26 protein-coding genes and 2 riboswitches are annotated in these 22,937 nt (G+C 39.7%); of the genes, 18 read left to right on the top strand and 8 right to left on the bottom strand.

Going from position 1 to position 22,937, the window contains the following annotated elements; all coding sequences use genetic code 11:
* Positions 1–98: 98 nt before the first annotated feature.
* From MKY83_RS06590 to MKY83_RS06600, 3 genes are all read left to right on the top strand, one after another.
* Positions 99–1,235 (top strand): Rap family tetratricopeptide repeat protein, encoded by a 1,137-nt coding sequence (locus MKY83_RS06590; RefSeq protein ID WP_106067718.1) that lies wholly within the window; start codon positions 99–101, stop codon positions 1,233–1,235.
* A complete protein-coding gene (locus MKY83_RS06595; RefSeq protein ID WP_342488410.1) occupies positions 1,225–1,362 on the top strand; it encodes a phosphatase in 138 nt (45 codons plus the stop codon). The genes MKY83_RS06590 and MKY83_RS06595 overlap by 11 nt, the downstream gene beginning before the upstream one ends.
* 151 nt (positions 1,363–1,513) lie before the next feature.
* Positions 1,514–1,942, top strand: a complete 429-nt coding sequence (locus MKY83_RS06600) for an organic hydroperoxide resistance protein (RefSeq protein WP_044138892.1) — start codon at positions 1,514–1,516, stop codon at positions 1,940–1,942.
* A gap of 32 nt (positions 1,943–1,974) precedes the next feature.
* Here the strand turns inward: MKY83_RS06600 and MKY83_RS06605 are convergent, their stop codons facing one another.
* Positions 1,975–2,421 (bottom strand): MarR family transcriptional regulator, encoded by a 447-nt coding sequence (locus tag MKY83_RS06605; protein WP_003212097.1) that lies wholly within the window; start codon positions 2,419–2,421, stop codon positions 1,975–1,977.
* Positions 2,422–2,583: 162 nt separating this feature from the next.
* On the opposite strand from MKY83_RS06605, the gene MKY83_RS06610 reads away from it, so the two are divergent.
* Entirely contained in the window at positions 2,584–3,000 is a 417-nt protein-coding gene (locus MKY83_RS06610) for an organic hydroperoxide resistance protein (protein ID WP_065097132.1), read from the top strand.
* Between the two features lie 58 nt (positions 3,001–3,058).
* On the opposite strand, the gene MKY83_RS06615 is transcribed toward MKY83_RS06610, so the two are convergent.
* The 3 genes from MKY83_RS06615 to MKY83_RS06625 all read right to left on the bottom strand — a co-directional run bounded on the left by MKY83_RS06615 (position 3,059) and on the right by MKY83_RS06625 (position 7,373).
* Positions 3,059–3,529 carry a nucleoside deaminase gene (locus MKY83_RS06615; protein WP_342488411.1) on the bottom strand — a complete coding sequence of 157 codons (471 nt, stop codon included), beginning with the start codon at positions 3,527–3,529 and terminating at the stop codon, positions 3,059–3,061.
* Positions 3,530–3,667: 138 nt separating this feature from the next.
* Positions 3,668–5,956, bottom strand: a complete 2,289-nt coding sequence (metE, locus tag MKY83_RS06620) for a 5-methyltetrahydropteroyltriglutamate--homocysteine S-methyltransferase (RefSeq protein ID WP_106067719.1) — start codon at positions 5,954–5,956, stop codon at positions 3,668–3,670.
* 152 nt (positions 5,957–6,108) lie between these two features.
* Positions 6,109–6,300, bottom strand: a riboswitch (cobalamin riboswitch).
* 113 nt (positions 6,301–6,413) lie between these two features.
* Positions 6,414–7,373, bottom strand: a complete 960-nt coding sequence (locus tag MKY83_RS06625) for a S8 family peptidase (protein WP_003210884.1) — start codon at positions 7,371–7,373, stop codon at positions 6,414–6,416.
* Positions 7,374–7,830: 457 nt separating this feature from the next.
* Between MKY83_RS06625 and MKY83_RS06630 the strand changes: the two genes are divergently transcribed.
* The 6 genes from MKY83_RS06630 (at position 7,831) to MKY83_RS06655 (ending at position 11,978) form a co-directional block, all read left to right on the top strand.
* Positions 7,831–8,133, top strand: a complete 303-nt coding sequence (locus MKY83_RS06630; protein ID WP_065097134.1) for a hypothetical protein — start codon at positions 7,831–7,833, stop codon at positions 8,131–8,133.
* Entirely contained in the window at positions 8,134–8,337 is a 204-nt protein-coding gene (locus MKY83_RS06635) for a helix-turn-helix transcriptional regulator (protein WP_050945187.1), read from the top strand.
* Positions 8,338–8,573: 236 nt separating this feature from the next.
* Positions 8,574–9,260, top strand: coding sequence for a response regulator transcription factor (locus MKY83_RS06640; protein WP_003211113.1), 687 nt, complete (start codon positions 8,574–8,576; stop codon positions 9,258–9,260).
* A gap of 3 nt (positions 9,261–9,263) precedes the next feature.
* Positions 9,264–10,613: an ATP-binding protein gene (locus MKY83_RS06645; RefSeq protein ID WP_106067722.1), complete on the top strand. Its 1,350-nt coding sequence runs from the start codon at positions 9,264–9,266 to the stop codon at positions 10,611–10,613.
* A 66-nt stretch (positions 10,614–10,679) separates the two neighbouring features.
* Complete coding sequence (locus tag MKY83_RS06650; protein ID WP_106067723.1) at positions 10,680–11,366, top strand: PepSY domain-containing protein; 687 nt, start codon at positions 10,680–10,682, stop codon at positions 11,364–11,366.
* 93 nt (positions 11,367–11,459) lie between these two features.
* Positions 11,460–11,978 (top strand): PepSY domain-containing protein, encoded by a 519-nt coding sequence (locus MKY83_RS06655; RefSeq protein WP_003211816.1) that lies wholly within the window; start codon positions 11,460–11,462, stop codon positions 11,976–11,978.
* Positions 11,979–12,311: 333 nt separating this feature from the next.
* Here the strand turns inward: MKY83_RS06655 and MKY83_RS06660 are convergent, their stop codons facing one another.
* Positions 12,312–13,604, bottom strand: coding sequence for an aminotransferase class V-fold PLP-dependent enzyme (locus MKY83_RS06660; protein ID WP_185106978.1), 1,293 nt, complete (start codon positions 13,602–13,604; stop codon positions 12,312–12,314).
* Between the two features lie 260 nt (positions 13,605–13,864).
* Here MKY83_RS06660 and MKY83_RS06665 point away from each other — a divergent pair, with 260 nt between their 5' ends.
* The 3 genes from MKY83_RS06665 (at position 13,865) to MKY83_RS06675 (ending at position 16,373) form a co-directional block, all read left to right on the top strand.
* The gene (locus MKY83_RS06665) at positions 13,865–14,005 is read left to right on the top strand and encodes a hypothetical protein (RefSeq protein ID WP_003212346.1); all 141 of its coding nucleotides are present in this window, start codon (positions 13,865–13,867) and stop codon (positions 14,003–14,005) included.
* A gap of 132 nt (positions 14,006–14,137) precedes the next feature.
* A riboswitch (M-box (ykoK) riboswitch) is annotated at positions 14,138–14,301 on the top strand.
* 207 nt (positions 14,302–14,508) lie between these two features.
* Positions 14,509–15,867 (top strand): magnesium transporter, encoded by a 1,359-nt coding sequence (gene mgtE / locus MKY83_RS06670; protein ID WP_003212108.1) that lies wholly within the window; start codon positions 14,509–14,511, stop codon positions 15,865–15,867.
* 101 nt (positions 15,868–15,968) lie between these two features.
* Complete coding sequence (locus MKY83_RS06675) at positions 15,969–16,373, top strand: hypothetical protein (RefSeq protein WP_065097138.1); 405 nt, start codon at positions 15,969–15,971, stop codon at positions 16,371–16,373.
* A gap of 86 nt (positions 16,374–16,459) precedes the next feature.
* On the opposite strand, the gene MKY83_RS06680 is transcribed toward MKY83_RS06675, so the two are convergent.
* Positions 16,460–17,323 carry a LysR family transcriptional regulator gene (locus MKY83_RS06680; protein ID WP_065097139.1) on the bottom strand — a complete coding sequence of 288 codons (864 nt, stop codon included), beginning with the start codon at positions 17,321–17,323 and terminating at the stop codon, positions 16,460–16,462.
* A gap of 214 nt (positions 17,324–17,537) precedes the next feature.
* Here MKY83_RS06680 and MKY83_RS06685 point away from each other — a divergent pair, with 214 nt between their 5' ends.
* Together MKY83_RS06685 and MKY83_RS06690 are read left to right on the top strand one after the other, a co-directional pair.
* A complete protein-coding gene (locus MKY83_RS06685) occupies positions 17,538–17,909 on the top strand; it encodes a cupin domain-containing protein (protein WP_080772912.1) in 372 nt (123 codons plus the stop codon).
* Between the two features lie 211 nt (positions 17,910–18,120).
* Positions 18,121–18,630, top strand: coding sequence for a MepB family protein (locus MKY83_RS06690; protein ID WP_106067725.1), 510 nt, complete (start codon positions 18,121–18,123; stop codon positions 18,628–18,630).
* Between the two features lie 141 nt (positions 18,631–18,771).
* On the opposite strand, the gene MKY83_RS06695 is transcribed toward MKY83_RS06690, so the two are convergent.
* Entirely contained in the window at positions 18,772–19,101 is a 330-nt protein-coding gene (locus tag MKY83_RS06695; RefSeq protein WP_012009715.1) for a MerR family transcriptional regulator, read from the bottom strand.
* Positions 19,102–19,292: 191 nt separating this feature from the next.
* Between MKY83_RS06695 and MKY83_RS06700 the strand changes: the two genes are divergently transcribed.
* From MKY83_RS06700 to MKY83_RS06710, 3 genes are all read left to right on the top strand, one after another.
* Positions 19,293–19,448, top strand: a complete 156-nt coding sequence (locus tag MKY83_RS06700; RefSeq protein WP_095117785.1) for a hypothetical protein — start codon at positions 19,293–19,295, stop codon at positions 19,446–19,448.
* 37 nt (positions 19,449–19,485) lie between these two features.
* Positions 19,486–19,650, top strand: a complete 165-nt coding sequence (locus tag MKY83_RS06705; RefSeq protein WP_044138874.1) for a hypothetical protein — start codon at positions 19,486–19,488, stop codon at positions 19,648–19,650.
* A 357-nt stretch (positions 19,651–20,007) separates the two neighbouring features.
* Positions 20,008–20,472, top strand: coding sequence for a MarR family transcriptional regulator (locus MKY83_RS06710; RefSeq protein ID WP_088004396.1), 465 nt, complete (start codon positions 20,008–20,010; stop codon positions 20,470–20,472).
* A 30-nt stretch (positions 20,473–20,502) separates the two neighbouring features.
* Here MKY83_RS06710 and MKY83_RS06715 read toward each other — a convergent pair whose 3' ends face one another.
* Positions 20,503–22,926, bottom strand: a complete 2,424-nt coding sequence (locus MKY83_RS06715; RefSeq protein ID WP_185106976.1) for an EAL domain-containing protein — start codon at positions 22,924–22,926, stop codon at positions 20,503–20,505.
* Positions 22,927–22,937 lie beyond the last annotated feature (11 nt).

Below are 22,937 nucleotides of genomic sequence, written 5' to 3' on the forward strand. Positions count from 1 at the left end.
ATAGGCTCTCTTTTTCCTTTCATTTTTGTATTTCTTCGGTCAAGTATGATAAAATATGGTAATGTTTTATATTTTGAGAAGATTGGAGAAGGCAACGTATGGCGAAAATCATTCCCTCTTCGGATATTGGAGTGAAAATCAATAAGTGGTATGAATTAATCCGCAGATTTGATTCAGAACAAGCAGAACAACTAAAGCAGGAAATTCGCACCTCTCTTGATTCAATGGAAGAAGATCAGAATTTGCTTCTCTATTTTTCTTTAATGGAATTCAGACATGAGGTTATGCTCGATTATTTAAAGCCATTAAAGGAAGGAAAGCTTCGCGCCAACTTTTCCGAGCTTTCGAAAGAAATAGATGAGCATCAAACACATGTCACAGGCATGCTTGAATACTACTATCATTTTTTCAGAGGCATGTATGAATTTGGCCGTAGGCAGTATATTGCTGCCATCTCGTCTTATCAAAAGGCAGAGCACAAGCTTTCTTTTGTGTCAGATGATATTGAACGTGCGGAATTTCATTTTAAAATGTCAGAAATATATTATCACATGAAACAAACACATATCTCGATGCATCATGCCAAACTGGCGCTAGATGTCTATATTCAGCATGAGCTATATGCGCTTCGCACGATCCAGTGCGAATTTATTGTGGCAGGTAATTATGATGATATGAGAAGACATGAAAAGGCATTACCACATCTCGAGAGAGCGCTTGCGAGATCAAGAGACTTTCAAAATGTGCGTTTTATTGCTTCCTCTTTGTTTAATATGGGCAACAGTTATTACCGAATGGGAGATCTTGACCGCGCACTGGAACTAATGAAAGAATCCATCTCGTTATTTGACCAAAATCAATCCGATCACCTTCGTCGATCCATAGACCCTCTTTATACAGCCGCTCAGATATTATACAAACAAGGTAAACACGAAGAAGCCTTACACTACAGAGAAGAATGTATGAAGCGAGCAGAAGCACTTCAGGATGATATTCATATTCAAAAGACGATATTTTTAGAAGCATTGTATTTAAAGCAAGATGCGGAGCATATTAAACGAATTTTTCATTTTTTAGAGTCTTCCTATGCATATCCAGATATAGAGGAGCTGGCATTAGACACCGCAAAGCATTATAATGAAATGGAAGATTATGAAAAATCTTCCGTGTTCTACGGAGAAGCGGAACATGCTCGAATCTATATTCAGAGAGGGGATTGTTTATATGAATTTTAAAAAATGGGCAGTCGTCTGTACAAGCATCACCATCCTGGCATTATGGCTGGCAGCAGCACCAAATGCCGACCCGGATAACAGAAACCATACGCTACAACAACCAAATGCGCAGTATGACATCCTCTAAAAGCCCTTATTAAGGGCTTTTTTTACTGTGTACATAAAATAGAGGAGAAAGGAAATCTTAAAAAAAGAGTGTGTATTCGTTGACTCTTGAATTTTAATTGTGTACAATTCAATTGTAGAAAATATTATTGGAGAGAAAGAGGGTTATATACATGTCAGAAGTTTTATTTACTGCAACGGTATCAGCTGTAGGAGGAAGAGAAGGAAAGGTTGTTTCAACTGATGGTGTGCTTGAGCATGATGTAGCAATGCCTGGAACACCAAGAGCGAAAAAAATTGAAAAAGCAACAAATCCAGAGCAATTATTTGCAGCAGGCTACTCTGCATGTTTTGATTCAGCCCTTCAAATGGTCGCAAGACAAGAGCGTATCCGTTTTGAAAGTGAAGTAACAGCACATGTGAGCTTAGTAAAAGACAGTTCAGATGGCGGCTTCAAACTAGGCGTTAAGCTAGAAGTAAAAGGAACTGGAATCGAGCAATCAGCATTAGATGAGCTTGTTCATAAAGCACACGGCGTATGCCCATATTCAAAAGCAACTCAAGGAAATATTGAAGTAGAATTAGTAGCTGTCGCACAATAATTGATATCATAAAAGGCTGAGGGAATATTCCCTCAGCCTTTTGATTGTGTTAATTTTTGCAAAAGCTCATGCAAAGAGGCGCGCAGCGTTTTTAACTCTTCTTCCGATCTGCCTGTCCCAGACAGCATCTGAAATGGAATTGCAGTAGCCTTCTCTTTTAGTTGCTCACCATATTCCGTTAAACGAATTTGCACAGAACGTTCATCCTCTTTCGAGCGCTCGCGGATGATGAGTCCGTTTTGCTCCATCCGTTTCAGCATTGGTGTGAGTGTACCGGAGTCTAAATATAAAAGCTCTCCCATCGTTTTCACATTTAATGTCCCATGCTCCCACAATAAAAGCAGTGCCAAATATTGCGGATACGTAATGTCTAACTCTTCTAATAACGGTTTATACTGCTTCGTCATCTCTCTTGAACTTGCATATAACAAGAAACAAAGCTGATTTTCCAGCTTCATATGCTCGAATTCATTTGTCATGTCAGTCACCAACTATTTTTTGTCATACTTATCATTGTATAAGATTTTCTTCTTTTTTAAAATAAATACAGCCCAAAAACGAAAAAATTCTTTAATGTGCGATAAATGTTTGAGAATTGGATAGAACGTGAAAGGAATAAATAGATAAAGGAGGAGATGAAGATGAAACCATTATTCACAGCAAAAGTAAAGGCACAACACGGAAGAGCTGGACATATTCGTTCAGAAGATGGTGTGCTCGATCATAACATTGTCATGCCTAATGCAAAGAAAGACGGAGAAACTGGTACGAATCCAGAGCAATTATTTGCAGCGGGCTATGCAGCATGTTTCGGAGGGGCACTTGAACAAGTAGCGAAAAAGCAAGGGGTCAACATTGAATCAGAAGTCGAGGGACATGTCAGTCTTTTAAAAGATGAAAGTGATGGCGGATTTAAGCTTGGTGTCAAGCTGATTGTATCTGCAAAAGGCCTTGACCATGACAAGGCGAAAGAGCTTGTCGAGGCTGCGCATGAATTCTGTCCATATTCAAAAGCAACAAGAGGAAACATCGAAGTAGAGCTTGAAGTGGCTGAATAAAAAAGGTTCTCTATTACGCTGAAAAAAAGAAACACCTGCTGATGAGCAGGTGTCTTTTTTAATATTCTTTCTTTTGTTCGTAGGTTTCCCATGCTTCAAATGGTGCAAGGGTTTTTTGAAGTGTCAGCTGATAAAATGGAATATTTCTTGATTCGTAATCTTTATTGATTTCTTCATAAATAAACGAGTCATCAAAACCAGAAACTGCTGCATCCTGATGTCCAGCAGCAAAATAGACCGCTTTTGGTCTAGCCCAGTAAATAGCACCAAGGCACATCGGACAAGGCTCACAGCTTGTATATAAAATACAATCTTCTAATTGGTATGTATTCAGCGTCTGGCACGCCTTTCGAATGGCTGTGACTTCAGCATGTGCGGTTGGATCATTTGTTGTTGTCACATTGTTGCTTCCCTCGGCAATAATCTGTCCATCCTTGACAATGACTGCTCCAAAAGGGCCGCCAGTACCACTATTGACTCCTTTTACTGCAAGATCAATTGCGCGTTGTAAAAAATCTTCGTGATTCATTGTCTTCCTCCCTTTGTTCGACTGACTTCTCTAGTATAAACGAATCATGCTAGAAAAGGAAACCTCCTAGTAGATGGTCAAGCAGGACAATTTACGCATAAAAATCCCCCGCCATGATAGCAGGGGAGAGGGTATCAATTATGCATGCTGCGCCAGCTTTTTACGAGCGACTTCAGCTGCCGTCACCATGTTTTTCAAAGCAGCAATGGTTTCAGGCTCTTGTCTCGTTTTTAGACCACAGTCAGGATTCACCCAGAAGCGATCTGCCGGGCATACGTTCAGTGCATCATCAATGATTTGACTCATTTCTTCGATAGATGGAACGCGCGGGCTATGGATGTCATATACACCAAGTCCAAGTCCTTTCAAATACGGGTGCTTCTCTAGGTAATCGAGGAATCCACCATGACTGCGTGAATGTTCAATAGTAATCACGTCGGCATCAAGGTCTTCGATCGTATCGACAATATCCTCGAAGTTACTGTAGCACATATGTGTATGAATTTGCGTTTCATTTTGAACAGATGATGTTGATAGACGGAATGACTCTGCTGCCCAGTTTAAATAGTCTGCCCAATCACTTTCCTTGAGCGGAAGACCTTCTCTTAGTGCAGGTTCATCCACTTGAATGACTTGAATCCCTGCTTCTTCTAACGCTTCTACCTCTTTACGTAATGCGAAAGCAATCTGGAAGGCAATGTCTTTTCGGGAGATATCTGTTCTTGGGAAAGACCAGTTTAAGATGGTGACAGGACCTGTCAGCATTCCTTTGACCTTTTTCTCCGTTAAGCTTTGTGCGTAAACCGTCTCTTTCACGGTCATTGGCGCTGTAAACTCGACATCTCCATAAATGATTGGCGGCTTCACGCAGCGTGAGCCGTAGGATTGTACCCAAGCAAATTTCGTAAAGGCAAATCCGGCTAGCTTTTCACCAAAGTATTCAACCATGTCTGTACGTTCAAATTCTCCATGTACGAGAACGTCCAGACCGATTTCCTCCTGAATATCAATCCATCTTTTTGTTTCTTTCTTAATAAATTCATCATATTCTGCATCTGTCCATTCATTTTTACGCCATTTTTGACGAGCACTTCGCACTTCAGCAGACTGCGGGAAGCTGCCAATGGTTGTTGTTGGCAAGAGCGGCAGTTCAAGAGATTCGTTTTGGATACGAAGGCGCTCTTCAAAGGCAACTGGACGTTTAAAGTCTTTCGATGAAAGATTGTTGCGTTCTGCTGTCAAATCCGCATTGGTTCCTTTTGCAAATTCTTTTAAAGTAAGAAGTGCTTGCTTGGCTTCATTGATGTCTGCTTCAATCGCTGCGGCGCCTTTTGTTAAGCCTTCTTTTAATGTTGTTAATTCAGCCAGCTTTTCAGTAGCATAAGACAGTCCGTTTAATAGTTTTTCTTCAAGCTGTTCGCTTGGGTGTTTTGCAACTGGTACATGCAGCAAACTGCTTGATGGCTGCAGCCATACTTCCTTCGGCTGAGCGTCAGCAATGACCTCAGAAACGAATGACAATCTTTCGCCAAGATCTGATCTCCAAATATTTCTTCCATCAATGACGCCTGCTGATAAAATTTTATCTTTCGGGAAGCCATGCTTTTTCACTTGATCAAGATTGCGTCCTTGATCGTGGACAAAATCAAGACCGATGGCTTCAACAGGATATGTGACAAGCTCTTCATAGGCATCTACTGAATCAAAGTATGTTTGAAGAAGAATATTTAAGGCAGGTACGGCTTCTTTGATCGTTTGATAGATTTCTTTGACGGATTTCACGTCTTCATATGAAGCTGTGACAAGTGCTGGCTCATCAATTTGTACCCATTTGACGCCGGCTTCTTCAAGTTCTTTTAAAACTTGAGTATAAAGCGGGACGAGACGCTGCTGAATCTCTTTTACTTCATTTGGTTCATAGCCTTTAGAAAGTGAGACAAATGTATAAAGACCAAGTACGACAGGTTTTGTTTCAACACCAAACGCCTTTTTCACCTTTTCGTAAGCTTCAAGCGGTTTGTTATGTGTGAGTTTGAATTCGGTGGTTTTTTCGTATTCTGGAACGATGTAGTGATAGTTTGTATTAAACCATTTTGTCATTTCACTTGAGACAGCATCTTTTGTTCCTCTTGCCATCGCGAAGTATGTATCTAGCGGGTCTTTTAAGCTGCGGAAGCGCTCTGGAATCCAATTGAACATGACAGCAGTATCGAGCACGTGATCGTAGAAGGTAAAATCTCCAGAAGGAACAACATCAATTTGTTGATCAATTTGCGTTTTAATGGCAGTTAAAAATTGTTCATCCAGTGTGCTTAAGAGGGTTTCACGGTCAGTTTGACCTTTCCAATAAGACTCAAGTGCTTTTTTCCATTCTCTGTTTAAACCAATTCGCGGGAAACCTAGATTACTTGTTTTAACAATTGTCAATTCCAATTCCTCCTCTAAATATAAAAAGACATTTACACTCATGGTGAAGATTGATGAGGGCAAATGTCTGGTTTAAAAAGACAAAATGTGTGTGCGAAATAAGACGTGAGCATAACTGACGCTTTTTCCGACATCTCCTATCAACCGTAGGGGGTTTGATGTGATAGAGCGGCTGGTATCCTGGCTGGTGAATCTGCAAGCTTTTCTTCCTTCCCGTCCTTATGACAGTGGATTCATGAGAAAAGCTCTCCTCACTCACAGTGGCGGGACCGCGCCGGATTTTCACCGGTCTTCCCAATTAAAATTCGACGTATGATCGAATTACCGACTCTCAAACTATGAATTTATTGTGTTCGATTATATAACGTCCATTTCATTTCGTCAAAGTAAATTTTGAATAATTTTAATTAAAAAAATCCTGAGAAAATTCTATCTATTCTCAGGACCTCTATTCAAGCTATAGAGATAAAAGATCTGCTTCCAATGTTTTTTCTAAAAGGACATCAGGCGCAGTTAAATATAAAAATCCATTTCCGACGAGGGCTTTAGATTGCTTCAGTGGAAGGGTTCTTCTGACAAGCTGAGCATAGACCTCAGGCTCTGTCAGCTTGCGCTGGAACGCTTCTTCTTCGGCATTTTTAATAATGGCTAGTGCACCGCTCACGTGAGGGGCAGCCATTGAGGTGCCTGTGAGTCTGCCATATTTATGGTTAGGAAGAGTGGATAAAATGTCTTCTCCTGGAGCGACGAGGTCGATTTCTTTATTGGCGTTGGAGAATTCAGAGGATTCTCTTGCAAGGGAGACAGAGCCGACGGCAATGACTTCATTGTATGCTGCTGGGTAGGAGAATTCTTCTGTACGCTCGTCCCCGTCCCCTTCATTTCCTGCTGCGCACACAACAAGTACACCACTTTTCACCGCATTTTGAATGGCTTCCTGCAAGGCGGGCTCATTGCTTGGACCACCGAGAGACATAGAGATAATATCCACCTTCTGCTCAGCGGCATAGTTGATGCCATTAATGATCCATTCGTATTTCCCGCTGCCATTTTCACCGCCAAGAACTTTCACGATCAGCAGCTTGGCTTCAGGGGCAACCCCTAGAATTCCGCCATTTTGATCTGTTGCTGCAATCGTTCCTGCTACATGGGTACCATGCCCGTTGTAGTCTTTTACATTTTCAGCATCTCCATTGTCATCATCGGTAAAGTTCTTGCCTCCGATAATCTGATCTTTTAAGTCGGGATGCTCTGTGTCACAGCCTGTATCAAGGACAGCAATGGTTATGCCTTTTCCTTTGAAGCCACTTGACCAAAGTTCGGGTGCTTTAATCTCCTGAATACTTTCTGGCGTCTCTTTCGCTTCCATCACATTGGCTTTTACTTCATACGGAATTAAGCGAATTTCACCTTTCATAAGAAAGCCCTCCTTATTTTGTTTTCAAAGTAGATTCAGGCTGCGTAATGTTATTGTATAAAAGAACCTTTTGATCGGAAAGGGTCAATTGTAATAATTTTTCAAATAATCAATCTATTATCAAAAGTGCAGTTCTCCTCACTTCTTGACGAAAGAACTCAACTTTTGAGGAAAACTCTTGATATCATATGAAAAAGAAGGAAATGCTGCATAGTGAGCTTGCACCTGTATAGATGAAAATGGGTGAAAAGGACTAAAAGAGGCAAACTACATAACAATGAAATCAGGAGATGATAAATAGAAGGGAAGGAAGAGCACAAGCGAGGGGCGAATGATTGTTTTTTTATGATAACGTTATATAAAATAAAATGTAAAAAATATTTGACATTTATCGGAATGATGCTATGATTTTAAATGTAAAGAGTTTTTTACATTTTGATGGAGAGGGGACGAATAAATGGATGTTGTAAAAATTTTGTATTCAGTTATATTATTACTGATCGGACTGTTCATCTTTATTGCACCAATGATTCAAAAAGGTGATGAGAGAAAGAAATTTATCTACTCGAAAGCTCAATCCTATGCTTTTATGGTGGTAATCGGTATACTGGTATTAGAAGTCGCACAGGCCATATTTTTAATGATTCAAGAAAAAAATTCTTATAAAGGTTTTGGAGTTTCCCCTATCATGTTTTTGACTCTGATCTCAATCATATATTTGTTTTCATTAATCATTTACAGAAAAAAATATGGTGATTAAATGCAAAATCATATTAGAGAACTCAGAAAATCTTTTAAATTATCCCAAGAAGAACTGGCTAAACGTTGTAAGGTCTCAAGACAAACCATAAATGCCATTGAAAATGATAAATATGATCCTACTTTACAATTAGCCTTTGACATTGCAACTGTTCTGGATACCACAGTAGACGAGCTTTTTGACAATAATCCTAAAACGAAATAAATAAAAAGCCTCAAGAAAGAGGCTTTTTTTGTTGAGCATCTATTCAATTTGATTTCTCTGTATTTCGTGAGATTGAATGACTATGTTTAAAAATTGATGAAAATGAATACAGCTTTATTAAATATGTGTCCCTTTTTTAAGTAAAAAAAGACGTGAAGTTTGTGACTGTTCCAAATGGGAAAGGCAACATATAATAATGGAAAGACAAGCTTGCCTTTCAGATAGGAGAGATAGAGATGAACAAAGGGAAGATACTCGTAGTCGAAGATGAAAAGAAAATTGCAAGGGTGCTGTCACTAGAGCTTGAATATGAAGGATATGAGGTGACAGTCAAAGAGACAGGAATGGATGGACTCCAGGCTCTTGAAGAGGAAAGCTTCGATTTGGTGCTGCTTGACGTCATGCTTCCAGAATTAAGCGGTCTTGAAGTGCTGAGAAGGGTTCGAAAGACAAATACAGCGACACCTATTATTTTGATAACAGCAAGAGGGAGTGTGCCTGATAAAGTAAGCGGCCTCGATCTTGGGGCGAATGATTATATTACAAAGCCTTTTGACATAGAAGAATTATTAGCGCGAATTCGTGCGCAGCTAAGGTTGAATATTCATGCGCAAGAAGAAAAGGAAACAGAGCTTAGCATAGCAGATTTGACCGTCAACGAGAAAACAAGAGACATACAAAGGGCCGGGCAAATGCTTGAGCTCACACCGAGAGAATTTGACCTGCTTGTCCACTTGCTGAAGCATCAGCAGCAAGTGCTTACAAGAGATCAGCTTTTAACAGCCGTTTGGGGCTTTGATTACTTCGGTGACACAAACGTAGTGGATGTCTATATTCGTTATTTAAGGAAAAAAGTCGATTACCCATTCGAAAAACAGCTGATTCACACAGTGAGAGGTGTGGGTTATGTGATGAAAGGATAAAGAATGAGATTAAAAAATAAAATTCAGCTTTATACATCGTTGTCCTTGTTTTTAATGGTGCTGCTATTTCATACAGCCATTTATTTTATTTTTTCGATGACCTTAACGCAAAAAGATATGTCCCGGCTGTCTGAGGTCGCTGAAAATATTGCCATTGCCTTAAAAAAATCAGAAGAAGAGGGTCTTCCATCCTCGGAGCTGCTGAAAGCGTACCTGCCCCAAAATGGTATGATCCGTGTCGTGACAGAAAAGGGTGAGTCAAAGTTGACTGTCACAAAGGAATCAACGTTTAGCTCACTGCCTTTTACATATGAAACTGGTCAGACAGCAGAAATAAAAGAATACAACAAGCATATGATTGCGTTCGCTGCGATTCCGGTCATTTGGACAAATGGAGAGATTGTGTCGCTTCAAGTATATGAAGAAATCGAAAATACGGAAGAGAATTTGGCGTTATTAAGAATGATTTTAATCGCTGCTGGCGTTTTAATTATAGTGCTTTCCTATTTTGCTGGCCACATTTTAACAAAACAAATCGTACGCCCTATTAGTAGAATGACGAGCACCATGAAGGCAAGTATGAAGGAGAAGGCGTTTAAGCGAATCAAACTAGCAGGGGATTCAAAGGATGAATTGTATCAAATGGGACAAACCTTTAATGAAATGTCAGAAATACTCGAGAAGCATTATGAGAAAGAGCAGCAATTCTTGCATGATGCCTCTCATGAATTGAAGACACCGATTACCGTCATTATGAGCTACAGCAATTTACTAAAGCGCTGGGGACAAACACGTCCAGAGGTTATAGAAGAATCCTCTCAAGCGATTCATGATGAAGCGAAAAAAATGAAAAGGCTGACAGATCAATTATTAACACTTGCGAAAAATGGTCAGCCGCTTTACTTGGACATGAGGCCAGTTGATCTTGGCCATTTATGCAAGCAGATATGCCATACACTTGAAGTCGCAACGAATCGAACCATTGATCCTGATGTGCAAACAGATCAGCCGCTCGTCGCTGAGGGGGATGAAGAGAAAATCAAACAGCTTTTGACCATCTTGATTGATAATGCGGTCAAATATAGTACAGAGCCAGTTGATGTGACCTGCGGATGGAGAGGAGAGAAGCCGTATATTTCAGTCGTTGACCATGGAATTGGCATAAAAGAAGAGAATCTTCCGAAAATCTTTGACCGCTTTTTCCGTGTGGATGAAGCAAGAAACAGTGAGACCGGCGGAACGGGTCTTGGTCTTTCAATTGCGAAGCAAATTGCAGAAGAGCATGGAGCTGAGCTGATGGTAGACAGCCGAATCGGCGAAGGGACAACCATGACCATTCTTTTCCCGAAATAAATGGGTCTTTTCTCATCAATTTCTCATTTCCTCCTTATAAAATAGGAAATAGGAAGGAGGCGCTGCATGTCTAGAAAAACGAAAATGGTGCTTGCGCTTGCAGGATGTCTCGTCGTTGCAGCCTTTGCAATGCTCATGATTCAAACCATTGATCAAAAAATATTAAGTGAAGCAGAGATCAAAAAAATCATCGCAAAAGACTACAATGGAAACATTACAAATATTGATTTAATCAATCATAAACAGGACTATACCTTGACCCTGGAAAATTCAAATGGGATCTATCAAATCATTGTATCCTCCGCAAGCGGTCAAATGAAAGAAATCAAGCAGTTAAAAAGCTATCAAAAGCCAAATGAAAAAAATGCTGAGCTTCTGGCAGAAGAAGCGGCTGTTAAAAAAGTGAGCGGTACGGTCATTCAAAAGAAAGAAAAGTCCGATCGTTTTATCTTTACGATCCAATCAAAAAAAGAATTATATCAAGTCGATGTCGATAAGCAAACGTTTAAGGTGCTTGAAGCAGAAAAGAAAAACCCGACCTCTAAAGAAAAGAAAATGACAAAAATCACGGTCGAAGAAGCCATCCGAATTGCAGTAAAAGAAGTCGGAGGGACAGTGGATGATGCCGATCTTGAAACATTTAGCGGTATGCTCGTATTTGAGGTGGAGCTGGATTTGCCTGATGGGCGAGAGGCAGAGGTGCTTGTGAACGCATATACAGGGGATATAGAAGGAATTACGTACGAAAACTAATCCTTTTCTCATGATTTTCTCATGTTTCTTTCCTTCCTTTATCATCTTGTTTCTTTAAGATAAAGGAGAAATCAAATAGAGGAGGACATGAACATGATGAAAAAAGTACTAGTAATTACAGCATTAACAGGAACTCTTGTCGCAGGTGGTTTCACACTTCAAGCGCAAAATACAAATCAAACAGCACACGCGGAGCAAGTGGTGCAAAAGAAATCTTCGTTTGTCTCAAAGAAACAAGCAGAAAAAGCAGCCCTAAAAGTGGTGAAAGGGTATGTGGACGATGTGGATCTTGAGCGTAAAAAAGGAAAATGGGTGTACGAGGTCGAGATTAAAAAAGGCGGCTTTGAATATAAAGTATATGTCGATGCCAAAACAGGAAAAGCGTTGAATGATCCAGTCAAAGAAAAGAAACAAAATGTGAAAATCACTAAAAAGCAGGCTGAACAAATTGCCCTTGCAAAAGTAAAAGGAACAGTCACAGATTCTGATTTAGATAAAGAAAATGGTGTGTACTTATATGAAGTCGAAATCACCACACCAAACGGCGAGGAAGTTGATTTTGAGATTTCCGCTAAAACAGGCAAAATCCTGAAGCAAGAATGGGATGATTAATACGCCAGCAATCCTAAGATAAATTTGTATGCGGTCTGAACCGATGGTTCAGACCGTTATTTTTGCCTAATTGATTGTATACAAGTACAAATGAATATCAAACTGAATAGCGTACTTCCATGTATCTGTACACCAAGCATGTTAATGCTTTCAGCGTGTAGACAAACCCTCGCATTCGGTGTCAGTCCTGCGTGCTGGTGCTCACGAATGTCAAATTCGCTCCGCTCCAGTACTCGTCCTTCCTAGACTTCAAAGGTTTTCTATCACGCTGAAAAGAAGACAAAGGGCTAAAATAAAGATCATTTTACCCTTTGTCAACAATCTGCAAGCATGTTAATGCTTTTTATATTGATTGCTTATCATTTCAGTTGTTCTTAAAAACGTCTCAATCTCTTGAATAGTATGACAATGGAGAGGTGATATTCTAATAGCCCCTTTCATTCCAAAGGAATCCAGCATCCTTTTAGAATAAATGCTTGTATTCAACCTTTCATATACGATCACACCGTGCTGTTCATATTGTCTTACTGCATCCTCATGGTTTGTTCCTTCTATCGATATGGCTACGATGAAATCTTTTTTTGATAAATCATGGTCATCAAGATGCACGGTAACTCCTTTGATTTCTCTTAGCCCTTTTACGTTGGGTGTCCCGTCTAGCATTATTTTTAATAAAGACCTTTCTTGTTTTCCGATAGCTTCCATACCTGCTGCGAATAACTGTCGTCTGGCATTCACTGTTGTAAAATGACCTCCAAGCCAGCACACATAATCAACAATTGCGCTAATAGCCGCATAATGAGCAGGTGCTGGAGTTCCTAGACCCCATTCAGTTTCTTTCTTTCCTTTTAACTTATGATGAGGGAGAAGAGCAGCTCTTTCCGATAAATAAGCAATCCCGCAGCCTCTAACACCAAAAAATTTATATGGGGCAAAATTTATCACATCCACAGGTGTTTTTTCAATATCAATTAAACCATGAGGTGCATGTTGAACGGCATCAACCATGATAAATAAGTTTGGTTTCTTTTTTCTTGCCTCTTGTACAATTTGTTCAATGTCTAAAATAGCACCAGAGATATTCGAAGCATAGATGACGCTTAGAAGAACAGTATCTTGATCGATTAATGCCAAGATGTCTTCTACGTTCACTCCACCTGTTAAAGGATTAGACTTGGCCACTCTCAGCTCTTTGTTTAATTTATTTGCATAAAAACTAGCTGCGTCATAGGCTGCTGGATGTTCTAAGGATGTTGTGACAATATTTGTTCCTTGAATATGTTCTGCAATGATACCCGTAGTTTGAAAGATAGCCTGTGATGCTGTCAGATATGTGGCGAAGCTTCCTTGTTTCACGTTAAAAATGGTTTGAAGATCAACAATCCCCTTTTTATGGATATCAATCAAGTGTTTTGCAGTTTTATGATTTCTTTCAGAACAATCTGGGATGCCATCAATGATTGAAAATATATGATTTGCCTGTTTTAAACGAAGAGAGCCACCTGCATTGTCAAAAAAAAGTCGTTCCTTTTTTAGGATAGGATCCTCATCAATATATAAAAATTGTTCTCTTACTTTTTTTAATAAATCATTTGAAAAGTGCATGTTCAGTGTAGTTTCGTTCATTATCATATCCCCCAATATTCAATTTTTATACTTAGTATTATACATTGTGTTATCAATCAATGGCTGTACCCTAATCAGAGAGATCTTTTTTTTGTAAACAATCATTCATTTTTAGCTATAGCGACGGTTATCAGTGCATTGCCAATGGTGACATTCGCCGCACCTTTATGAGTTCAGCCGTTTTGTACTAATCACTTCTTACACTTTCATGTGTAAGGTTTTTTCATTGGGACAAACTACGGGAAAGGAGGCGAGAGAATATGAAGAAAAAAGAAGAAGAGCAAACAATGGACCATGCGGAATATGTTCCGCATCCTGACGGAGAAGGATATGCTTTGTTTTTGCATGATTCCTTTCATCTCCTCTCCCAAGAGGATATGAATCAGCCAGAAGAGGAATAAAAGACATGAAAGGGCGATGGTCTACTTTGTCTATCGCTCTTTTTTTCAAAAGTAAGCGAATACATAAGGGAAATTGGCATCTTGCTTATTGACATCACTGCGCTTTTTCTGTAATCTCAGTGTGTCAACAATATGAGACTTCGTTAGGTGAGGCTCCTGTATGGAGATACGCTGCTGCCCAAAAATGTCCAAAGACGCCAATGGGTCAACAGAAATCATCGACATAAGGTGATTTTTAATGCAGCTGGATTTTTCCTATGCCATACAGTGCTAAAGCTCTACGATTGAAGGAGCAAGTGTTTATTTGTCATGCTTACAAAGCGCCTTCATTCGGTTGAAGGTGCTTTTTTATGAGAAAAGGAGGTGTGGGGATGGATCATCCCGATTCTAGACACATAGAGGATATGTCAAAAGATCAGATTGAGACATCAGATAGAGGAGATCCTGACCCCCGCACATTCTAAGGGATTCGGGTATCTCCTGACTTTGGGGAGGTAAGAGCGATGATACAAAATATTACGTATGATGAACTCATTTTACGCATCATTATTTTACTAAGAGATGGAAAACGAAAAGAATTTAAAAACATCATGGAAGAACTTCAGCCATATGATATGGCCTACTTATTTAAAGAACTTCCAGAGAAACACCGCGGCCGCTTCCTCAGCTTTTTACCAGTCGATGACGTGACAGAAATGATGGGTGAGCTGGAGCGGGAATATCAAGAAATTGTTCTTGAAAAAGTAGGGAAAGACAAAGCGACCTTCGTCACAAACAAAATGGATAACGATGATCTAGCTAACTTGTTTGATGAGATGGAGGATGAACTAAAGGATCAGCTTTTATCTAACATGGAAGCAGAGGAATCAAAAGCCGTCCAGCTTCTTATGAATTATCCTGCTGAGACAGCGGGACGGATCATGACCAACCGTTACGTTTGGATTCCTCAGCATTTTACAGTGCAGGATGCAGTTGTGAAGCTGAAAAGCTTTGCTGAAATTGCGGAATCAATCAACTATTTATATGTGATTAATGATCAAAAACAGCTTGTAGGCGTTCTCTCATACCGGGATCTCATTTTAGGTGAACCGGATGAAAAGGTACAGGATCTCATGTTTACAAGAGTCATTGCCGTTGGAGCCTTTCAGGATCAGGAGGAAATCGCAAAGCTGATTGAACGATATGATTTCCTTGCGATTCCTGTTGTGGAAGAGAACAATGTTCTAGTCGGAATTGTTACAGTCGATGATATCATTGATGTTGTGATTCAAGAGGCGGGCGAAGACTATGAAAAGTTTGCTGCCTCTGGTAAAGATATCACGTTCGATACGCCGGCATTTGTGGCGGCATACCGCCGTCTTCCGTGGCTCATTTTACTCTTGTTCATTGGGCTGATTTCAGGCAGTATTTTAAATTATTTTGAAGGTACCCTTCAGCAAGTCGTTGCTTTAGCGTTCTTCATGCCGATGATTGCCGGGATGACAGGGAATACAGGGACACAGTCTCTTGCCGTCGTCATTAGAGGGCTTTCAAAAGAAGAATTAACGAAAAAAACCATCATGCGTCTTATTTTTAGAGAGCTGAGAACGAGTATTTACATTGGGATTGTGTGTTCCATTATTATTACAGTCGTCGCAATGGTGTGGCAGGGCAATATGATTTTAGGTTTTGTTGTCGGTTCCTCGCTGCTTGCAACACTGATTATTGGGACTATGGCAGGTACGGTCGTACCGATTATTTTACACAGATTAAACGTGGACCCAGCTATTGCATCTGGGCCGCTGATCACAACATTGAATGATATTTTATCCTTACTGATCTATTTTGGAATTGCAACAGCATTCCTTCATACACTGATGTAGCAAAAAGACTGTAAAACGTGACGTTTTACAGTCTTTTTTGAATAAAGATTGCATATAGCGCTTCCATCCTTTACATTTTAAGGAGAAGGTGGGAGAGAAAAATGAAGAAGTTTTTATTCATTTTAATGTGCATTGTAATTGTATTGCTAGGTGCATGTTCAAGGGAAGACGAGGGGAAAGACAGAAGACTGGTGGCAGCAGAGCATATGATTGAAGCGATTACCGAAGGAAATAAACAAAAAATAGAAAACATCTATGTTGAAGGCGCTGTCCCAAGTCCAAAAGACATTCTAAAAATGAAAAAAGAATGGGGCATAGAGACACTTTCTTATGAAGATTTTCAATTGGAAGAAGCCAGCATTCACGTCTTTCGTGCGAATTACGAAGATGAAAAAACAGGGGAGAAAAAGGCACTGGCCATGCGGGTCATAGAAGATCCTGAAAAAGGCGGTGTACGGATTGACTTTGTAGGGCTCGTTGAAGGAACTGATGCTTCCTCTCAATGAAAGTTAAAATGATTTTATTTAAAAAGGATAGAAGAGCTGAAAGAACTTTGCTCTATCTATCCTCTTTTTTACCACAAATGACCTGATCACATATGAGTTATGCCCAATAATTCCATAAACCGTGAGAGGGCACTGGTCATGTACGAATCGCGGCGCCTTATAAACACAGTGGGCACGATTCTATGTGGTTCCGGTAAAGGATGACAGGTAAATTTGCCTTGCACCCGAGATTCGACCATAGATTTTGGTAATACGGTAACCCCTAGCCCGTTTTCGACGCATTTAAGCACGCCCTCTAAAGTGCCATATTCCATTACCTTCATCGGAGCAAAGCCATTGCTCTCTAACCATCGTTGCCAACGCCCCAAATAGATGCAATGCGCAAATGACGAAAGCAATGGTTCATGCAAAATTGATTCTACCTGGAATTCCTCCTGGGAGTAGCTTGTAATGAGAACAAGAGATTCTTCCAATACCGGATATTCAATAATGTCGGGATGAAGAATAGGCCCATCAACCAATGCACCATCTACCTTGTAGTTGAGAATAGCATGAACCTGATCTACAGTAGGTGCCATATACAAGCTCAATTCTACTTGTGAAAATGTCTTGTGATATGCTGCGAAAATGCTGGGCAATCTTGTCGAAGCAGTAGACTCTATAGATCCAATGTGCAAAGTTCCCCGCGGAGTAGAGGAAAGCTTTACGGCCTCTATCGCTTCTTCAAAATCGTAGAGTAATTTGTTTGCATATGGCAACAATTCACGCCCTGCAGGCGTTAAGGATATCTTTTTGTGATATCGATAGAAAAGAGGAACACCTAATTCTTGTTCAAGACGCTGGATTCGTGCAGTGACATTGGACTGCACATAATTTAATTTCTCAGCAGCTTTTGTAACGCTTTGTTCAATAGCTACTGCTTTAAATATCTCCAAAGATTTAATATCCAAAATAATGCTCCTTTTTGCATCACAAATTGTGATGAACTATACACTATTTTTTGATTTTACGTGATCCAATAGAATAAGTAAACTTAATAATATAAGAGGTTGATGCTCATTGTGTCCCTTGGTGTCTGATCATGAGGAGGAGAATTTGCGAGGTAGGGAGTTTTAGCTTAGGAAAGATAAAAAGACGTTTTCAAGTAAATGAGGAGGGAATCTATTGATTTCAAAGGTTAATATCCAAGAGAAATTTTCGCAAATAAATGATTATTGGAATCCAAAAATAAGCGGAGAGTTGAACGACTCATACATGAAAATGGTAAAAATTAAGGGTGAATTCATTTGGCATCACCATGATGACGAGGATGAAATGTTCTTTGTATGGAAAGGAAATCTAGTCATCCGTTTTAGGGATAGAGAAATAGCGCTTAATGAAGGAGAGTTTCTTGTGATTCCAAAAGGAATTGAACATCAGCCAATTGCTGAAGAAGAAGTTCATTTGCTCTTAATTGAACCAAAAACGACTCTAAACACGGGGAATGTGATCAATGAACGAACTGTTTCGATTCCTGAACGAATGGATAAACGCTAGATCGCCTGCACTTAACAATATACCTAAACGCTATTTGATATAGTGTTGTTTCTTAGAATGAAATGTTGTTGCACGCCGCCTGAAAAAAGTAAATTTAAACTGATGTCCTTGCTTATATAGCTTATTTCACTTAATAGGATTTGGCATTGTGTTCAAATTAAGATAATGTTGAAAGAGCGTTGGAATGAGTAATAAATAAGGGGATAAAGCAGTGAATGAATTTTATAACGCGTTAACATATGTAAATAAAATGTTTTATGAACCCAATCGACTGTCCTTGAAAGCTGTCCGAGAAGAAGTCCAAAATTCGAATTATGGAGCTGGTGTGTTTCAGCTAAATTCAAAGTCGATTAGATTTAGAGTGGCAAAAATAACGCCTACTAAGATAGGACAGTTTGTTGCTTTTTGGGAAAAGGATGAGGAAAATAAAAACCAACCTTTTTCATATGAAAAAGCTATGGATTTATTGGTGATCAATACCTTTACTAGTGAAAATGATTTTGGTCAATTCGTTTTTCCAAAAGAAGTTCTTGTAAAACAACATATTCTTAAAACAGATACGACTAAAGGAAAAATGGCCATGAGGGTTTATCCTAGCTGGGATAAACCTGCTAGCATACAAGCTATCCAAACGCAGAAATGGCAATTAGAATATTTTGTTGGCACGAACAATACAAATCGTTTGCCAACACAAGAACTATTAAAGCTATACTCTCACTAAAATAGCTCTAAGCTGTAATTGGTTTCCAAGGGCTTTGGTTTGATAACGGAGACAGCAAAAAAAGCTGTCTCTTTTTCATTAAGCCATGACCAAAAATCAAGTGCGAACAAAGCCTAAAAGAGTCAGCTAAACTTTATTTGTTTATCGATTTTTGTACCTGAAGTGTGCGTTAATTTGACCTTCCAGCATTTTTTTCTTATATTGTCCGCTTTTTAAGGCCTGTTCCTTTTTCTTCATGTCTTTCAAAATCTCCGCTGTTTGCACACCGTCTTCTCGTTTGTTGGCAATGTCCATTAATCGTTCTACATCAGAAAAAGAATATTTACGCGTGCCTCTTGTTGAGCGCTGGGGGTAGATGAGTCTGCGTTCCTCATAATATCGGATTTGCCTGACGGATAGCCCTGTTAATTCACTGACAATCCCGATTGAAATGACTTTTTTATCTTTATAAGATACATCTTCCTGCGTCATATACTCACCCCTGCAAGTCTTTTCTTCATATTATACAAAATGACAACGAAAAAAACCTATCGTTTGTTAGAAAATATAACACAAAAACATAAAAGTGAAAAAACGATGGAAGGAAAGTTGACAACATATGTGAAGTGATTGCTACGCATGAATATAATGATGATGAGTTGAAATAGGAGGAGGAGCATATGATGGAGCAAACACGGATCATCTGTATGGCAAAAGAAATTATCGCATTAGATATGAAGAGGGATGAATTACTGGAGCGATTCATGCAGGCTGCAGGTCAGAATGCGCATGCTCTTCTAAGAGCTGTACAAAATGATTTGTATAAAAGGTCTTCATAAGCACCTGCTCCAGATCAATTGATAGGGGGGATAATCGGTGCGGCGTATCTTAACAGAAGCTTTAGCAAAGGAAAGACATTATTATACGAAGCAGCTCTGTTCATTGGGAGTGTACAGCCCTAGTGCGGCCAAGAACATGACAATTAGTGACTTAAAAAAAGAGTATCACTTCTATTTCAACAAAACAGAGCGTGATTTGTAAAAATCCCTTGAAATGTGCGTATGTCACATAAAGGGTTCTTTTTTTGTGCTCAATATTATAGCAATATTGAATTTTGTAGAAATTTGACGAATACAGTGTAAAGAAACATAGAGTCCTTACAGATTATGTTAAACTGTGTCGTATCTTGATGGTTTGCTAAAAAACCTTTTTTTCGAGATGATTGTGAAAAATAAGAAGGATTTTAAAAGTTTATATCGAAATCTTATACATAACACGAATGGAGTCACTTATGTGGTTGAAAGGGTTTTCAAAAACGTACTTCTATTTTTTACGAAAGGCTCCAACTGCACCGCAAGAAAGCCTTGAAGTTAAAAAAATATTATAAGAGGTAGATATGTGATGAGACTATCGTTTAATGAAGAAGAAGTAGAACGTTCAATGACACTTTACAAGGTATTTGCAAGAGCATTTAAAAGCGTTTCAGAACACAGCATTAGAGACAGCAAAGAGCATGGATTTAATCCAACTGAATTTGCGGTTCTTGAATTGCTGTATACGAGAGGTGCTCAAAAACTTCAGCAAATCGGCTCAAGACTCCTGCTTGTCAGCGGGAATGTGACGTACGTAATTGACAAATTAGAACGAAATGGTTTCATTGAAAGAGAGCAGGACCCAAAGGATAAACGGTCGGTTTATGCCCATTTAACGGATAAAGGGCGCAGTTATCTTGATAAGATTTACCCGATTCATTCTCTCCGGATTGCGCGTGCCTTCTCTGGCCTCTCGCGAGAAGAACAAGAACAATTGATTAGTCTATTGAAAAAAGCAGGTATTCACAGTCAACATTTATTATTTAGATAGAACGAAAAGGTGCCATGATTGGCACCTTTTTTATGTGTCCAGCTGATGCGCTGGATAGGCAATGAATTTTTCGATATCGTTTGCTGGAAGGGGCTTCGCATAATAAAAGCCTTGCAAGTCGTCACATCCTTGCGCAGATAAAAGCTGCGCCTGCGCAAAGGTTTCAACACCTTCTGCTATGACCTCGAGAGATAGTTGATGTCCCATCGCGATAATGGCACCTGTAATCTGTTCAGATTTCGAATCATTTAAAATATCTTCAATGAAGGACTTGTCGATTTTTAGTCGATGAATGGGCAAATCCTTTAAATAGCTTAAGGAGCTATGCCCTGTACCAAAGTCATCAATACTAATGCGAACGCCCAGATGTTTCAGTGAGGTCAGCACTTGTTTTGATTGCTTGATATTGTCCATTGTCATACTTTCTGTGACTTCAAGCTCGAGCAGTGACGGTGTCATATCGTATTTTTTCAGTGTCAGCTTAATCAAATCAATTAAGTCTTCAGAATTGAATTGTTTTGCAGATAAATTGACAGCCACGGGAATTTTCAGCCCGTTGTCATACCACGTTTTAGCCTGCCTGCATGCGGTATCAATCACCCATCTGCCAATATCAATGATCAGTCCTGATTCCTCTGCCAGTTCAATAAAAGCCTCGGGTGATTTTAACGAACCATCTGGTGCTTTCATTCTTAGAAGAGCTTCTACGCCAGTCATCTGTCTTGTTTTCGCACTCACTTGCGGCTGGTAGTGGAGCACAAACTGTTTTCTTTGAATGGCATCCCGTAACTCAAGCTCTCGGTTCAACCTGTCTTCACTTGATCTTTCCATTGATTCGGTGAAAAACTCATAACGGCTTTGCTTATGTTTTTTGGATAAATACATCGCCATATCGGCTTTCCTCATTAACTCCATCCCATCTTTGCCATTTTGAGGTGAGATAGCGATTCCAATGCTGATAGAAGTAATGAGCTGATGATTCTGGATGAAAAAAGGACGCTCAAATTGCCGAATGATATTTTGAGAAAGCTGTTCAATTTTCTGTGTGTCATGCCCCATGTCAGGGAAGATCATTAAAAATTCATCCCCGCCTAGTCTGGCTATAAAGCCGTTGCCTGGTAAACATTGCGTTAGTCTGTTTGCAGCTGCTTTAAGAAGTAAGTCCCCTATGTTATGACCAAGTGCATCATTAATAATTTTAAAACGATTCAAATCAAGAAACAGAACAGCCGTCGATGTTCCTGTCTCTTCTTGAGCGGAGAGAACATCACTTAAATGGTTGATGGCGTGGCGCCGATTAGGAAGCTCAGTTAACGCATCATAATGTGCCATGACATGAATTTCTTTTTCTGCAATCCGCTGCTGCGTTAAATCTTTTAAGACAAGATAAATACTGTCAAGCGTATTGTTGACATGAACAGGTATGTAAGTGACATGATAATAATAAAAGCGATCTGCTGTTTTTAGTTCTGCTTCACGTGTGATGGCTTTTTTTGACTCGTAAATAAATTCTTCCCACGTGTCAGTCGGCATGACGTATTGGCTGACATCATCACCAATCCAAGAATTGCACATTTTTAGGATTTGTTTACCTGAGTCGTTCGCAGAAAGCACCTTTCGATTGACCGATAACACGATAATGCCATCGATATTATGTTTGATGAGCGATTGGAAACGCTGTTCATTTTCCTTTAGCTTATCCGCCTGCTTCATGATTCGGTGATCTATATAGGCACCAAAAATCATCAGTGTTTGAACAATCAGTGTCATTAAGCCGATGAAAATCGACAGACTGAATGGTGATAATTCAAGAGAACCACCCCCATAGGACTGTCCGTCTGAATGAAAAAACATAGTAGAAGCAGCCATACCGGTATAATGCATGCCAGAAACAGCCCCGCCCATCACGAGTGCACCAGCTATTTTTAACAGATGATCCTCCTGCTTTTTCCCGGTTCGATGGAGCCGAAAAAAGAGATGAAGCGAAAAGAAAGACGCTATCGCAGCAATGAAAAAAGAAAGAAAAAAGAGGACTGGATCATAGCTGATTGAGACATTGGCCATTGATTCCATTCCAAGATAATGCATGCTGCAAATAGCTGAGCCCATGGTGATTGAACTAATGAGCAGCCGTCTTGTGGAGAGCTGCTCTTGAATGCATATTGTGAATGCGATCAAGGACCCGACAAAAGATGCCAAAATCGATAAAATGAGCAAGGGTGTTTCATATGTGATGCCAGCACGCATGTGAAATGCCATCATGCCGATAAAATGCATCGACCATATCCCCATTCCCATGATCATGGCACCAACGATCAGCCATACCTTTTTCTTTACACCGCTTGACTGAGCCACTCGGCTGGCTAATTGAAGAGCTGAGTAGGAGGCGGCAGCGGCGACTGCGATTGACAGAAAGACAAGCCATCCATTGTAGCTTCCTGTTAAATGGGTCATGTAAGAAAACC

It is taken from the genome of Bacillus sp. FSL M8-0266 (assembly GCF_038613425.1).
Taxonomy (GTDB): Bacteria; Bacillota; Bacilli; order Bacillales; family Bacillaceae; genus Bacillus; species Bacillus pumilus.